Origin of the sequence: Lactococcus cremoris subsp. cremoris KW2 (genome assembly GCF_000468955.1) — a bacterium.
GTDB lineage: Bacteria > Bacillota > Bacilli > Lactobacillales > Streptococcaceae > Lactococcus > Lactococcus cremoris.
In genome coordinates this window covers 512,418-526,636 of sequence record NC_022369.1, presented here as the reverse complement: position 1 = coordinate 526,636, position 14,219 = coordinate 512,418, and the positions used below count along the sequence as shown (strand labels likewise).

Sequence of the window (14,219 nt, the reverse complement as noted above, 5' to 3'; positions counted from 1 at the left end):
TGAAAACTTCTGAAATTTTTTTGTTTGTCAAAATGATGAAAATAACTTGAACAATGGCTCTTAATTCTTGGCTAGTAAAAGATATAAAAAAACACTGACAGAAATTCTGTCAGTATTTTTTATATTTGTCTTATGTTAAATGAACCCCTTTATCAACATAAACAATATCACCAATTACACCTGAAGCAAGTGGGCTAACAAGGAAGGCAGCTGTTTGACCAACTTCTTCGATTGTCACACCAACACCGTCAGCTGTACGGCTGTCAGATTCTTTAATCAAATCTTTGTAACCTGAAACTCCTGAAACAGCAAGTGTTTTAATTGCTCCTGCAGAGATTCCGTTAACATGAACACCCACATGTGCCATTTCAGCAGCAAGATAGCGAACAGTAGATTCAAGGGCAGCTTTAGCAATTCCCATAACATTGTAGTTAGGAATGGCGCGAACTGAACCCATGTAAGTCAAGGTTACGATACCAGAACCTTTTTTAAGCAAAGGTTTCGCTGCTTTAGCAACTGCAAGTAAGCTATAAGCTGAAATATCTTGAGCAAGTGCATAACCATCACGAGAGATATCTGTGACATTTCCACCAAGCTCTTCTTTTTTAGAGTAAGCAACTGCATGAACAAGCCCGTCAATTTTACCAACACGCGCTTCGATTGTCCCAAAAGCACGACGAATAGATTCATCAGAAGTAACATCACATTCGATGAGCAAATCTTCTGGTTCAGCCAATTTGGCCAATTGTTTTTCCATTCGTTCGTTTTGGTAAGTATAAATCAATGTTGCGCCTTGATCTTTCATTGCTTTGGCACAGCCCCAAGCAATAGATTTATTGTTAGCAACGCCCATGATAACAATTTTTTTACCTTCTAAAAACATAAATAAAATAAGTCCTTTTCTTTAAAATAATAAGGTTTCAGCGACTAATAAATAAAAAAAGAAAAATTTAATCTCTTTACCTTTGCAACTCATATAAAAAAGTTGACACTCTCACAAGAAATTGATAATATTAATTGTAAAAGGTTTTGTATATCAAAATACTTGATACATAAAATTTTAACTTAAAAATCTTGAACTGTCAAGTTAGAGTGACGCCTCTTTTCGCCTGATTACTCGGGCTTTTCATTAATTTTTAAGAAGAAAAGGAATAAAAAATGACTAAAAAATACGCTATGACTGCTACAGAAGTGATGGAAGTTATTCCGAACCGCTATCCTATTATGTTCATTGACTACGTTGATGAAATTTCTGAAAATAAAATTGTTGCCACTAAAAATGTAACAATCAATGAAGAAGTTTTCAATGGACATTTCCCAGGAAATCCAACCTTCCCTGGCGTTTTGATTCTTGAATCACTCGCTCAAGCAGGTTCAATTTTGATTCTTAAAAAAGAAGAATTCCAAGGGAAAATGGCTTACATTGGAGCAATTGATAAGGCGAAATTCCGCCAAAAAGTGACTCCTGGTGATGTCATGAAACTTGAATTTGAAATTACAAAGTTCCGTGGAAAAGTAGGAACTGCTGATGCCGCAGCTTATGTTGATGGTAAAAAAGTAACCACTTGTCAGTTCACCTTTATCGTTGATGAAGCCGCTGAACAAACTAACTAAAAAAATTACTGACAGAACTTGTCAGTAATTTTTTAGTTAAAACGGCTCTGTCAGTAAATTTCTTGTATTTTTTTGATGAATGATTGTAAAATTTCAATATGCTTCTCTAGCTTTTCCAATAGAATATACTCATTAGCAATATGACATTGGTCATGCTGACCAGGCCCAAAAACAACTGTTCTGATTCCAACATTTTCAAAAAATCCTTGGTCATTAGAGCCTGATGCCCCTGTCGTTTGCGCTCCTGATAAGTCAGTCAGCAATTGGATAAAGGGGGCTTGATTATCCGTCAAAGTTGATAAAACAGGTGTAACAATATCCTCGTAAGTAAAATGATATTTGTCCGCTAAATCAGTCATTACTTGTTCAAAAACTAACTCCAGTTCAGGTGTCAATCGGCAGTCAACAACCAGATCTGCAAAATCAGCTGTTTTATTGGGAGACTTCTCGTCACCGGCATAAATAGATGTCACAACAAAAGTCGGCACATGTAGCTGACTATTTTTATAAGTCTTCAACTCTTCAAAAATCTGTTCAATATTTGCCAAAAAATAAGTAACATCACCTAAAGCACTTTCTTGAAAATGCTCTTGTACCGAAGCATGACCAGCCTTTCCAGAAAAATGCAGCTTCATAAAATGATTCCCACGTTGTCCAATATAAATCTTCTCTAAATCAGTAGGTTCTGCAATAATACAAAGAGCAGACTCATAAGAGCAATTTTGACTGAAATATCGAGCAAAATCTTCCGAACCCTTCCCGTCGAGCTCTTCGTTGGCCGTCCCAACGACCCAGATATCTTGACTTAAATCTTGACCGATAAAACTTGCAGCAGCAAGTAAATTCCCAACATCGCCGCCCTTCATGTCACTAGCACCAAGTCCAAAGAGTTTCCCCTCTTTCACTTGAGCATCAGTAGGGGGAAATTTCCAATCGCACAAATTCCCGGCAACTACAGTATCAACATGACCAGCTAGGATAATGGCTTCTTTTTTTTGTCCATTATTAACATTTGCCTTAATCTGTCCAGCAACAAACGTTTCCTCACGAACAACAAAATCAAAGCCTTCTTTAATCAACCACTTTTCAAGATAGATTAAGATTTCTGATTCATTTCCTGAACTTGATGGAATATCAACCAAACTTTTTAATAATTCTACCGCTTTTTCCATAAATTTCCACCAAACTATTTGTTATTTTCAGAAAGAGTATAGTTCTTTTGAATATCTTTATTAATTTGTCCATTCTTTAATTCTTCTTTAATCACAGAATTGACAACCTTTGTTAATTCATCTGATCCTTTAGGGAGTGCAACTGCTGAACCATAACTATCTTTTGGTGTTTTAACTTCAACATTCGCAATCGCCAAATCTGAATTGGCCGCAACATAACTTTTGGCAATCAAATTTTCAATGACTGCTCCTTGAACCTGTCCACCTTTAACTTCATTGATTTCATCACCGATTTGAGGCAAAGCAATCTCTGTTGTTCCTTTAAATTGACTGGTTACAATTCCTTCTTGAATGGAACCTTTTTGAGCAGCTACTTTTTTTCCTTTAAAGTCATCTACTGAACTATATTTACTTAAATCAGATTTTTTTACTACTAAATAATTGCTTGCTGTATAATAGACATCAGAAAAATTAACAGATTTTTCACGACTAGGTTCTTTTGAAATACCTGAAATAGCAATATCTGCTTTTCCTGTATTTAAACTAGCTAAAACATTATTAAAGTCCATACTTTCAATCTTAACTTTAACACCTAACTTTTTACCAATTGCATTGGCTAAATCCACATCAGAACCCACGACAGTATTCTTACCATCTTTAATAATTTGGAATTCAAAGGGTGGATAATCTGGGGATAAAGCGACTTTTAATACACCAGCTTTTTTTACTTTATCCACTTGATTAGTAGCCGATTTTCCATTTCCACAAGCTGCTAATGTTGCTACCGCGGCCAAACCAACTAATCCCAATGTCATTTTCTTCACGTTCTTGTTCATCCTTAAACCTCTTTTATAAATAGAATAAGTATAATTATACAATTTATTTTTGTTTTGTCAAGAATTATTGCATATTTATTTTATAATTATTTAAAAAAGACGATTAAACAGGAAAAAAACTGTACTATTATACTTTATATAAAATAAAAATTCACTTTTAAAGTGAATTTTTATTAGTTTTTTTAATCCATTGCTCTTAATTCTAAAACCATATCACGTAATTGAGCTGCTCCTTCAAAATCAAGCGCAGCTGCTGCTTGTTGCATTTCTTTTTCAAGTTTTTTGACTAAAGCTTTGCGTTCTTTCTTATTCATCGCACTTGCATCAACTTCTTCCAGCTCACCAGAATCTGTTTTCTTAGTAATAGCAATCAAATCACGAATTTCTTTTTTGATGGTTTGAGGTGTAATTCCATGTTCTTCATTATACGCCATTTGAATGTCACGACGTCTTGCCGTTTCATCCATTGCATGTTTCATCGAACGTGTAATTTTATATTTTTGCCCCTCGTATTCTGTATAATAACCACTATCTAAGATTTCTTTATCTGCCGGATCATTTTCGTCAAGGGCTTTAGCCATGTCAGAATAAAGAATAACATGACCTTCACTATTACGCGCCGCACGGCCAATTGTTTGAATCAAACCACGTTCATTTCGCAAAAATCCTTCTTTGTCCGCGTCCAAAATCGCTACTAAAGAAACTTCGGGAACGTCAATCCCTTCACGAAGCAAATTAATTCCCACCAGAACATCAAACACTCCTAAACGTAAATCGCGAATAATTTCGGTTCGTTCTAAGGTTTTGATATCTGAGTGCATATATTTGACTTTAATCCCCATTTCTTTGAAGTAGGCAGTCAAATCTTCAGACATTTTTTTCGTCAAAGTCGTGACAAAAACTCGCTCATTTTTCTCAGCTCGTTTATGAATTTCACCCACTAAATCGTCAATTTGTCCCATCATTGGTCGAACTTCTACGACAGGGTCTAACAAGCCTGTCGGACGAATAATTTGTTCCACAATAGTGTCGGTCTGTTCCATTTCATAATCGCCAGGAGTCGCTGATACATAAACAATTTGGTGAACATGGCTTTCAAATTCTTCACGTTTTAAAGGACGGTTATCAAGGGCTGAAGGCAGACGGAATCCATAGTTACAGAGCATTTCTTTACGAGCTCTGTCACCATTATACATTCCTTTAACTTGTCCCATTGTCATGTGTGATTCATCAATCATAATCATGAAATCATCAGGGAAGAAATCAAGCAAGGTATAAGGCGGTTCGCCTTCCTCACGTCCGTCCATATGACGTGAATAGTTTTCGACCCCATTACAATAACCCATTTCACGAAGCATTTCAATATCATAGTTAGTTCTTTGTTCTAAACGTTGAGCTTCAAGAAGCTTTCCTTCTGAACGGAAAACTTTTAATTGTGCTTCTAATTCCGCTTCTATCTTGGCAATGGACTCCTCCATACGGTCATCATTTGTCATAAAGTGAGTGGCTGGGAAAATTGCCAAATGGTCCACTTCACCTAAAACTTGTCCAGTCAATACTTCAATTTCACGAATGCGGTCAATTTCATCACCGAAAAATTCAACACGGAAGGCATGCTCATCACGAGAGGCTGGAAAAACTTCCACAACATCCCCACGAACCCGGAAACAGCCCCGTTGAAAGTCAATATCATTACGCTCAAATTGAATCCCTACCAAATCGTTTAAAAGTTGGTCTCGAGAAATTTCTTGTCCTGGTCGCAATGAAACGACTGAATCTTGATACTCTTTGGGTGAACCTAAACCATAAATACAAGAAACAGAGGCCACAACAATGACGTCATTACGTTCCAATAAACTTGAAGTTGCGCTATGACGCAATTTGTCAATTTCATCATTGACCGAACTGTCTTTTTCAATATATGTGTCAGAACTTGGTACATAAGCTTCTGGTTGATAATAATCATAATAGGATACAAAATATTCAACCGCATTATTTGGGAAAAATTCTTTAAATTCGCTGTATAATTGACCAGCCAGTGTTTTATTATGAGCCATGACCAGAGTCGGTTTTCCCGTTTGAGCAATGACCTGACTCATCGTATAGGTTTTTCCTGTCCCAGTTGCCCCACGCAAAATTTGCGCTTTTTCTCCATTTTCAATATTTTCTACGAGTTCACTAATCGCTTGACCTTGGTCACCAGCTGGGTCATATTTTGACACCAGTTCAAATTTATTATCTGTTATTCTTTCTATTGCCATTCTTTTTCCTTTAATTCTTTTCTATGATGTTTGAAAAATAAGCTAATGCTTGATGATAAACCTCATTTTTAAAGCCAAAATCTATTTTTAAAATCTCAGTTAAAGATAAAAATTGATAGCTTGAAAACTCAATTTCTTCAGGATGGCTTTCAAGGTCAATTTTTGCTTGCTCATCTAATCTAACAAGAAAATAGTGCTGTTCTTGACCAGCATAAGTCCATGTTGGAAATTTCATGTCTTTAGGAAAATCATATTTTAATGTTCCTGGATATTGTCCAATAATTTCAAAGTTTTTCGTGCCAATTTCTTCTGAAAGTTCTCGGATAATGGCACTTTCAGGATTTTCTCCTGCTTCAATTCCGCCTTGAGGAAAGCCCCAATTCATTCCGTCTGCTCGTTTACCTAGCCAAATTTTGTTTTCTTTATTGAGAATAATGGCTGCGACGTTTTGTCTGTATTCTTTCATTTTTATCCTCTTTTTAGTATTAGGTTTACTGAATTCTATAGATGTAAAATTTGTCTTATTATTAATCTTCTAATACAATTTTACCATTTTCACAGCTAAAAATATGCTATAATTAATCTATATTCAAAAAAAGATAAGGAAGTTTTATTAATAATGAATCGCGATGAAATTCAAGCAAATTTAATTAAAGCAAGTCACATGATTAGCATGGACGATATTATTCGTGAAGGATACCCAACCTTACGTGAAGTCGCAAATGATGTGACCTTGCCATTATCAGATGAAGACATCATCTTAGGGGAAAAAATGTTGCAATTCTTGCACAATTCTCAAGACCCCGTCATGGCTGAAAAAATGGGACTTCGTGGCGGAGTTGGCCTTGCTGCTAACCAACTTGGTTTGCTCAAAAAAGTCATTGCCGTTTTGATTCCTAATGAACCTGAAGTCGATGAAGAAGGAAATGAAATTCCACCTAAAGAAGCTTACAAAATGCGTGAAATCATGTATAATGCAAAAGTGGTTAGCCATTCTGTACAAGATGCGGCCGTTGAAGGTGGCGAAGGTTGTCTTTCTGTTGACCGTGAAGTTCCAGGTTACGTCGTTCGTCATGCTCGTGTAACTGTGGAATACTACAACAAAGAAGGCGAAAAGAAAAAAATTCGCTTAAAAGATTTTCCAGCCATTTGTGTTCAACACGAAATTGACCACACTAATGGTGTCATGTTCTATGACCACATCAATATGAATGACCCTTGGGAAATTAAAGATGGCATGATTATTGTTAAATAATCAGCAAATTCACTGATGAATTTGTCATCAAAAATACAAAATAAAGTAAAAATTACTGACAAGCTTCTGTCAGTAATTTTTTTATCCACAGCTTTAACGTTTACTGCGTTCACATTAAATAATCTTAGATTATCCTTACTTGCCTTAGCAGTTTACAGATATCCCAAAGCTTTTGTCAGCAATTTCTACTGACAAATTCTTCAGGAAATAATAATCATAAATTTTTATTTAGCAATTTTGGCAAAATATTCAAGGGTACGAATTAATTGAGCAGTGAAACTCATTTCATTGTCATACCAAGCAGCAGTTTTAACTAATTGTCCACCGTCTTTTAAGTCTGTCACTTCAGTCAATGTCGCATCAAAGAGTGAACCGTAAGCCATGCCGATAATGTCAGATGACACAATTTCATCAACATTATAGCCAAAGCTTTCATCAGCAGCAGCTTTCATTGCTTCGTTGATTTCATCAACAGTGACATGTTTTTCAAGCACTGTAACGAGTTCAGTAATTGATCCTGTTGGAGTTGAAACACGTTGAGCATGTCCTTTCATCAAACCAGAAAGCTCAGGCAAAACAAGACCAATTGCTTTAGCCGCTCCACTTGATGCTGGAACAATATTTTCAGCTGCAGCACGCGCACGGCGGAAATCTCCACCACGATGTGGACCATCAAGTGTCATTTGGTCACCAGTGTATGAGTGGACAGTAGTCATTGTCCCACCTTTAACACCAAAGTTTTTGTTTAATGCGTCTGCCATTGGTGCTAAACTATTTGTAGTACAAGAACCAGCAGAAATAACTGTTTCACTTCCATCAAGAATCGTGTGATTTGTGTTGAATACGACTGTTTTGACATCATTTCCACCAGGTGCTGTAATCAAAACTTTCTTAGCTCCACCAGGATGCAAATGTTTTTCAGCTTTTTCTTTAGTCGCAAAGAAACCTGTCGCTTCAAGAACAATTTCCACACCAGAATCAGCCCATTGAATATCTTCTGGATTACGTTCAGCAGTGACTTTCACAAATTTTCCGTTGACATCAAAACCATCTTCTTTGACCTCAACTGTTCCTTTAAAACGTCCTTGAGTCGTATCATATTTAAGTAAATGTGCAAGCATTGCTGGGTCTGTCAAATCATTGATGTGCGCTACTTCAACTCCTTCGACTTCTTGAATTCGACGTAATGCCAAACGTCCAATACGACCAAAACCGTTAATACCAACTTTAACTACCATGATGTAGTCCTCCGTTTTTTTATTTAGATGATGAGAATTTCTCTTTTTCTACTACAAATATCACTCTTCGTAATACGAAACATTGTTTCAGGTCAACTGCTGTGGTATAATATAAATAATGAATTTATAGTTATTAGAGACATCTCTTATCTCTAATATAAATGATACTACTTTTTTTATTTAGTGTCAATTTTTTTTACTAAAAATGTTTAAGGAGTTTTTATTATGAAATTATCATCTGGTTGGGAACAATCTGTTTACGTTTTACTTATTTTGGCAAGACTTCCTGAAAATCGGACGATGTCATCCATTGCACTTGCTAATCGTCTCAAAGTTTCACCCTCTTATCTCAAGAAAATAATCAAATCGCTCGTTGATGAAGGACTTTTACGCTCAACAACTGGAAAAAATGGCGGCTTCTCTCTCAATAAAGATCTTCATGATATTAGTTTTTATGATGTCTTCTTGGCCATTGAGGGCCGTGGACGAATTTTTCAAAGTCAAGGACTCTTACAAAATTTTATTGGTGCAGAATCTGGTAAAGCACAACATTGTGCGATTACAACTGCGCTTGATGAGATTGAAAATACTCTTGTCAGAACCTTGTCAAATGTATCGCTAGCGCAAGTTGCTGACGAAACCCAATATAATTACAATCTCGGCTATCTTGATGAGTGGATTGACGAAATGGATTGAAAAATTTACTGACAGAATTTCTGGCAGTTCATTGTGAATAGAAAAAATTGCTGACGTTAATCTCGTCAGCAATTTTTTTCATTGTTTCATTATTTTGTTTTTCTGTCACTAATACTATTTTACTGACAAAACTTTTTATTCAGCAGGAACTTCTTCGTCAGTAGTTTCTGCTGTTTCTTGGGTTTGATTAGAAATGACAATTTTATCATCAATCAAATCAGCTACCAATTGTTTATATTCAGGATGTTCAATGTAGAAATCAGCAATTGAATCTTCAATATTTTCTTGAATTGTTCTCCGAAGAGGTCTTGCACCCATTGCAGGATTATATCCTAAGTCCACTAATTTTTCTTTAGCGGCTTGAGTGACACTAAGATGAATATCATTACGTCCAATTTGTTCATTGACTTCATCAAGCATTAAATCAACAATTTTAAGGAGATTTTCTTTGCTTAAAGCAGAGAATTCAATAATTCCGTCAAAACGGTTCATGAATTCAGGGCTAAAGAAATCACCAAGTTGACCAAGCACTGATTTAGTTCGTCCTTCGCGGGCTGCACCAAATCCAACAGAAGCTTCAACTTTACCAGTTCCGGCATTTGAAGTCATGATAATCAAACTATCTTTGAAGGATACTGTCCGTCCTTGTGCATCTGTCAGACGGCCATCTTCAAGAATTTGTAAGAACATGTGCATGACATCAGGATGAGCTTTTTCAATTTCATCAAGCAAAATCAAACTGTATGGATTACGACGAACACGTTCGGTCAATTGACCCGCTTCTTCATAACCTACATATCCTGGAGGCGCACCAATCAATTTGGCCACAGAATGTTTTTCCATGTATTCCGACATGTCAAAACGAATCATGCTCTCACTTGAACCAAATAATTCTTTAGCCAGTTGTTTAGCAAGTTCGGTTTTACCTACACCTGTTGGACCAACAAAAAGGAAAGAACCAATTGGACGGTTAGGCTTGCCAAGACCTACACGTGAGCGACGAATTGCTTTTGATATTTTATCTACTGCTTCATCTTGACCAATCACATGTGCTTTCAAATCATCAGCCAAATTAATCAACTGAGTTTGTTCTTTTTCTTTCAAATCCCCAACTGGAATTTGTGTTTTTTGTTCAACAATTTGTTCAATATCTTTTTCAGTGATGACTGGCATATCTTCGTCAGTAACTTCTTGTTTTTGCAATTCACGAAGTTTACTGATTTGGTCACGGAAATGAGCGGCTTTTTCAAAATCTTCAGCCTTAGTTGCTTCATTTTTCTTATTTTCCGCATCAGCAATTCGACGATTGATATCCTCAGGGTCAACAAATTTCAAAGTCAGATTTTTCTTAGAACCAGATTCATCTAAAAGGTCGATGGCTTTATCTGGTAAGAATCGGTCTTGAATGTAACGATTTGACAAATGAGCAGCTGCTTCAATAGCCTCATCAGTGTATTTCACATGATGATAATCTTCATAACGTGCTTGAATGCCTCGCAAAATCGTAATTGTTTCATCAACTGATGGTTCATCTACTTTGACCGGTTGCATCCGACGTTCAAGTGCCGCATCTTTTTCAATAATACGATATTCGTTGAGTGTTGTTGCTCCAACCAATTGAAGCTCACCACGCGCAAGAGCCGGTTTTAGGATATTACCTGCATCCATATTGCCGTCGCCAGCAGAACCAGCACCGACAATTTCATGAATTTCATCAATAAACATAATGACATCATTACGTTTTCTGATTTCATCCATTAATTTTTGCATCCGTTCTTCAAATTGTCCACGGATTCCTGTTCCTTGAACAAGAGAAACCACGTCAAGACGAATGACTTCTTTATTTTGTAGTTTTTGTGGCACATCGCCATCGACTATTTTTTGTGCTAAACCTTCAACAACTGCTGTTTTACCAACACCAGGTTCACCAATTAGCACTGGATTATTCTTAGTTCTGCGATTTAAAATCTCAATAACACGTTTGATTTCTTCATCACGACCAATCACTGGGTCAATTTCGCCACGACGAGCTGATTCGGTGATATTAATACCGAATTCTTCTAGCATCCCTTTAGGTTGTTTTGCCCGAGGATTTTGTGGACCACGCGGACCACGTCCACCCGTTTGTGTTGGGGGAGTTTGATTACTTGCTGCCCCATTAAAATCTTGACCTTGCAAAGCACTGAAGATATCGTTAAACGGATTAAAGGGTTCATCAGAATTTCCATTTGAGGCATTTCCTGCGCCAAATAAAGCTTCTTGACCACCAGATTTCATAATTTGATAACAGTTTTGGCACAAATCAATTTGTTTTTTCTGACCATTTACACTTGTGTAAAGGTGAATCGTCGCTTCATTAATATTACAATTTTGACAAAGCATCGCTTTCCTCCTCTTAATTCTCAGTAATCAGTTTTAAATTAATTTTTATCTTCCACTTACGAAAGAATTTAATCTAAAATCGGGACCAACTTCGATGTAAAGCTTTTTATATTTGAAATTATTTGTGGTAATGACTAGAACTCGATTATTATTACGGACATCCCAAAACTCATTTTCGCCGTTTTCTCTAAACCACCCACCATAGTACCAGGCATTAGTTCCCGCTACTTTTTTATAAAATTTGGGCTTTTTCAAGTCAGAAATAAGCTGGACATTCTCCACTTTTTCAGGTTCAATCCTGATATGTTTTCTTAAAGAAAGAACTTTTCTTGCCCCTTTAAGTTCAATATCAATGCCACCATCTTTTTCAAAATAAACAGTAGTCGTCATTTTCTCTCCTTAATTTGTAATTTAAGTGATAACGTTTACTTTTATTTTACATCAAATTTAAAAAATCAATAAATCATTTCTCCCTTTTTAATATAAAAAGTTTGACCATATTTGACCATTGATAAATTTATTATAATCATTTTGGAAAAATTTATCAAGTCTTTTGAACTTTTTCGGGTTAATTTTTAATAAAAAATAGTTCTATCAGGATCAATAGAACTATTTTTTTTTAATTTAATTTTGTAGCACTAGAATAATCAGATTTGAGTTGGTCAACTGCTGCCTGCTCTGATGACGAACTACCACCTTTATATTTGTTATTTCCTGTTAAATCACTCACATCAACTTTTCCATTATTCAAGGTTAACCCTGTATAACCATAGCTATAATAACTTGTACTGTCATTTTTAGTATCTGTATCACTGTTATAATGAGAAACAATTTTATAAATAGTTACAACAGAAAACTCACCCTTATCGCTATCATCACTAGAGCTATATCCCCATGAGCTGATATTAGTTCCAACAAAATAGGAATCCATGCGTGTCACGGTATAAGTTGTTCCAAAATCCCCAGTGCTGCTTTCATTATCTGCGCGAACAACTGTATCTTCTTGCGTTAATAAATCATTTAAGTTTGATATTTTGGGACTACTTTCCAAGTCTGCAACCGTCAATGTTTTACTTGCTGTACCTGACAATATTTTTCCATTGCTTTTTTGTTGATTAATATAATCTTGTGAAAGTCTAACGATAATCTGTTCGCCATTTGTCAAATCTGTCGGTGCAGAATTATCATTATTCACTGTGAACTTATCATCATCAAATTTGACTGAACCAAAATGATTGAAACCAGTAAAGCTGACAGGATTGTCTTTCAAAACACTCTCAATCGTGTAAGTTGTTGCTTTTTTCAAATTTTTGACTGTATAAGTTTTCGTTTCTTCCTTGATTGGATTGTCTTTTAATGTTGTTGTGATTTTTAAAGTCACTTTTTGTCCGTTGGATAGATTTTGCGAATGGCTAATATTTATCCTTGTATCTTCAAAATATTTTGCAAATTTTTGCCATTTTGTTGAGTTATTTGTCGTTGAGTTGAAAAATGAAAAAATATTACTGTCCTCTGCTTTTTTGACCTCTGATGATGGCAGTCCAACTTTTGCACCAATAATTTCAATTTCTTTTTTCTGATAATCTCCTAAAAGCTCCACTGTTCCTTGGCTATTGTAACCAGAAAAGTTGACCTTTACAGCATTTAAGATACTTTTAGGTTGGGCGTTGATATAAGCAAAAACACCTCCTATGATGATAAAAATCGCTATTACAGCACCAATGATTCCAATCATTTTTTTATTTACTGGACGTTTTTCTTTCGTTTCTGCTTCTTTATTCTCTGGTTGGTTGATAGTCATTGACTGACCACAGTTTGCGCAAAATGCAGCATCTTTTTTATTTTCTGTGCCACAATGTGGGCAAAATTTTGTGTTGTTTTCCATCATTATCTCCTATAATATACCGCCGGTTGCATTGCTAATGAGTGTCGCAATTTCTGAGCCCATAATTGCAAAAACAATCAAAAATGCCAATCCTAGAATCGCACTATTAGCAAGCCATGCAAGAAGTTTGATGTAAAATGTATCCATTTTCCGCTGATGAATGGTGTTGATATAAGTAAAAAATGAAATAAATCCCCAAAGCATAAGTGCTAAATAAATTATAAAAATCGCTAAAGCATTGATACCAATGAGCGCAAATAGAAAACTTACAAAGTTCAATGCAAATAAAAGAACATAAAAACGTCCATAATAATTAAGCATTTTTTTGAATGTAAAAGTTTTATCGCCAAGAATTGCAAAATTTGCTAGCCAACCACCTAAAATGGTTGCTGCATGAAGAATAATGAAACTAATAATAATCGGAAAAATCATCTGTCCAAAAACATGATTGGCAGTGTTTGCTACTGTATTTCCAACATTTTGATTATAAAGACTTCCCAGTGAATTATTTGCCGAACCAAGTGCATTCCCGACAGAATTACTGGCATTTGTAATAATATTTACCAGTATTTTTCCCAAGGCAAGCGCTCCAAAAATAGCTGTCAAAATAATTGATAACCAACTAAACCAGAGGGGAGTATTTTCTTGTACGTTTTTTGTTGGTGCCTTTACAGCACTAACTATCCATTCCCAAAGGTTTGTCGCACCATTTTTCAAAATTTCCCTTTGCTCTTCAGTAACAAAAGGTTTGACCGAGTTTGCTGTACTTGTTTCATTGGCTGGCTGATTCTCCATTTTTGTTCCACAGTTTGTACAAAATGCACTTCCTGCTTCAATCTCTTTGCCACAGTTTGGGCAAAAGGTTGGTTGGTTTTCCATT

Annotated in this window: 13 protein-coding genes; 3 read left to right on the top strand and 10 right to left on the bottom strand. The window is 35.8% G+C overall.

The window, feature by feature from the left end; all coding sequences use genetic code 11:
- Positions 1 to 130: 130 nt before the first annotated feature.
- Positions 131 to 883 (bottom strand): enoyl-ACP reductase FabI, encoded by a 753-nt coding sequence (gene fabI / locus KW2_RS02660; RefSeq protein WP_011834571.1) that lies wholly within the window; start codon positions 881 to 883, stop codon positions 131 to 133.
- A gap of 275 nt (positions 884 to 1,158) precedes the next feature.
- Between fabI and fabZ the strand changes: the two genes are divergently transcribed.
- A complete protein-coding gene (gene fabZ / locus KW2_RS02655; RefSeq protein WP_011675575.1) occupies positions 1,159 to 1,614 on the top strand; it encodes a 3-hydroxyacyl-ACP dehydratase FabZ in 456 nt (151 codons plus the stop codon).
- Positions 1,615 to 1,664: 50 nt separating this feature from the next.
- Here the strand turns inward: fabZ and KW2_RS02650 are convergent, their stop codons facing one another.
- From KW2_RS02650 to KW2_RS02635, 4 genes are all read right to left on the bottom strand, one after another.
- Positions 1,665 to 2,786 (bottom strand): M20 family metallopeptidase, encoded by a 1,122-nt coding sequence (locus KW2_RS02650; protein ID WP_021036807.1) that lies wholly within the window; start codon positions 2,784 to 2,786, stop codon positions 1,665 to 1,667.
- A gap of 14 nt (positions 2,787 to 2,800) precedes the next feature.
- Positions 2,801 to 3,610 carry an ABC transporter substrate-binding protein gene (locus KW2_RS02645; RefSeq protein WP_075070709.1) on the bottom strand — a complete coding sequence of 270 codons (810 nt, stop codon included), beginning with the start codon at positions 3,608 to 3,610 and terminating at the stop codon, positions 2,801 to 2,803.
- Positions 3,611 to 3,804: 194 nt separating this feature from the next.
- Entirely contained in the window at positions 3,805 to 5,883 is a 2,079-nt protein-coding gene (uvrB, locus tag KW2_RS02640) for an excinuclease ABC subunit UvrB (RefSeq protein ID WP_011675573.1), read from the bottom strand.
- A gap of 10 nt (positions 5,884 to 5,893) precedes the next feature.
- Positions 5,894 to 6,355, bottom strand: coding sequence for an RNA pyrophosphohydrolase (locus KW2_RS02635; protein WP_338033618.1), 462 nt, complete (start codon positions 6,353 to 6,355; stop codon positions 5,894 to 5,896).
- A 147-nt stretch (positions 6,356 to 6,502) separates the two neighbouring features.
- On the opposite strand from KW2_RS02635, the gene def reads away from it, so the two are divergent.
- Entirely contained in the window at positions 6,503 to 7,138 is a 636-nt protein-coding gene (gene def / locus KW2_RS02630) for a peptide deformylase (RefSeq protein ID WP_011675571.1), read from the top strand.
- A 224-nt stretch (positions 7,139 to 7,362) separates the two neighbouring features.
- Here def and gap read toward each other — a convergent pair whose 3' ends face one another.
- Positions 7,363 to 8,376 (bottom strand): type I glyceraldehyde-3-phosphate dehydrogenase, encoded by a 1,014-nt coding sequence (gene gap / locus KW2_RS02625; protein WP_011834565.1) that lies wholly within the window; start codon positions 8,374 to 8,376, stop codon positions 7,363 to 7,365.
- Between the two features lie 225 nt (positions 8,377 to 8,601).
- On the opposite strand from gap, the gene KW2_RS02620 reads away from it, so the two are divergent.
- On the top strand, positions 8,602 to 9,072 hold the full coding sequence (locus KW2_RS02620; protein ID WP_011834564.1) for an Rrf2 family transcriptional regulator: 471 nt from the start codon (positions 8,602 to 8,604) through the stop codon (positions 9,070 to 9,072).
- A 135-nt stretch (positions 9,073 to 9,207) separates the two neighbouring features.
- On the opposite strand, the gene KW2_RS02615 is transcribed toward KW2_RS02620, so the two are convergent.
- From KW2_RS02615 to KW2_RS02600, 4 genes are all read right to left on the bottom strand, one after another.
- Complete coding sequence (locus KW2_RS02615; RefSeq protein WP_021036805.1) at positions 9,208 to 11,454, bottom strand: ATP-dependent Clp protease ATP-binding subunit; 2,247 nt, start codon at positions 11,452 to 11,454, stop codon at positions 9,208 to 9,210.
- 45 nt (positions 11,455 to 11,499) lie between these two features.
- Positions 11,500 to 11,844, bottom strand: coding sequence for a hypothetical protein (locus tag KW2_RS02610; protein WP_011834562.1), 345 nt, complete (start codon positions 11,842 to 11,844; stop codon positions 11,500 to 11,502).
- A gap of 229 nt (positions 11,845 to 12,073) precedes the next feature.
- A complete protein-coding gene (locus KW2_RS02605; protein ID WP_021036804.1) occupies positions 12,074 to 13,339 on the bottom strand; it encodes a zinc ribbon domain-containing protein in 1,266 nt (421 codons plus the stop codon).
- Between the two features lie 9 nt (positions 13,340 to 13,348).
- Entirely contained in the window at positions 13,349 to 14,218 is an 870-nt protein-coding gene (locus KW2_RS02600) for a zinc ribbon domain-containing protein (RefSeq protein ID WP_021036803.1), read from the bottom strand.
- Position 14,219: the final 1 nt, after the last annotated feature.

What these genes read in the sequence shown, in the direction of transcription:
- def (WP_011675571.1), top strand. Translation starts at nt 6,503, where the DNA reads ATGAATCGCGATGAAATTCAAGCAAATTTAATTAAAGCAAGTCACATG.
- KW2_RS02650 (WP_021036807.1), bottom strand. Translation starts at nt 2,786, where the DNA reads ATGGAAAAAGCGGTAGAATTATTAAAAAGTTTGGTTGATATTCCATCA.
- KW2_RS02600 (WP_021036803.1), bottom strand. Translation starts at nt 14,218, where the DNA reads ATGGAAAACCAACCAACCTTTTGCCCAAACTGTGGCAAAGAGATTGAA.
- fabZ (WP_011675575.1), top strand. Translation starts at nt 1,159, where the DNA reads ATGACTAAAAAATACGCTATGACTGCTACAGAAGTGATGGAAGTTATT.
- KW2_RS02605 (WP_021036804.1), bottom strand. Translation starts at nt 13,339, where the DNA reads ATGGAAAACAACACAAAATTTTGCCCACATTGTGGCACAGAAAATAAA.
- uvrB (WP_011675573.1), bottom strand. Translation starts at nt 5,883, where the DNA reads ATGGCAATAGAAAGAATAACAGATAATAAATTTGAACTGGTGTCAAAA.
- KW2_RS02615 (WP_021036805.1), bottom strand. Translation starts at nt 11,454, where the DNA reads ATGCTTTGTCAAAATTGTAATATTAATGAAGCGACGATTCACCTTTAC.
- fabI (WP_011834571.1), bottom strand. Translation starts at nt 883, where the DNA reads ATGTTTTTAGAAGGTAAAAAAATTGTTATCATGGGCGTTGCTAACAAT.
- KW2_RS02610 (WP_011834562.1), bottom strand. Translation starts at nt 11,844, where the DNA reads ATGACGACTACTGTTTATTTTGAAAAAGATGGTGGCATTGATATTGAA.
- gap (WP_011834565.1), bottom strand. Translation starts at nt 8,376, where the DNA reads ATGGTAGTTAAAGTTGGTATTAACGGTTTTGGTCGTATTGGACGTTTG.
- KW2_RS02620 (WP_011834564.1), top strand. Translation starts at nt 8,602, where the DNA reads ATGAAATTATCATCTGGTTGGGAACAATCTGTTTACGTTTTACTTATT.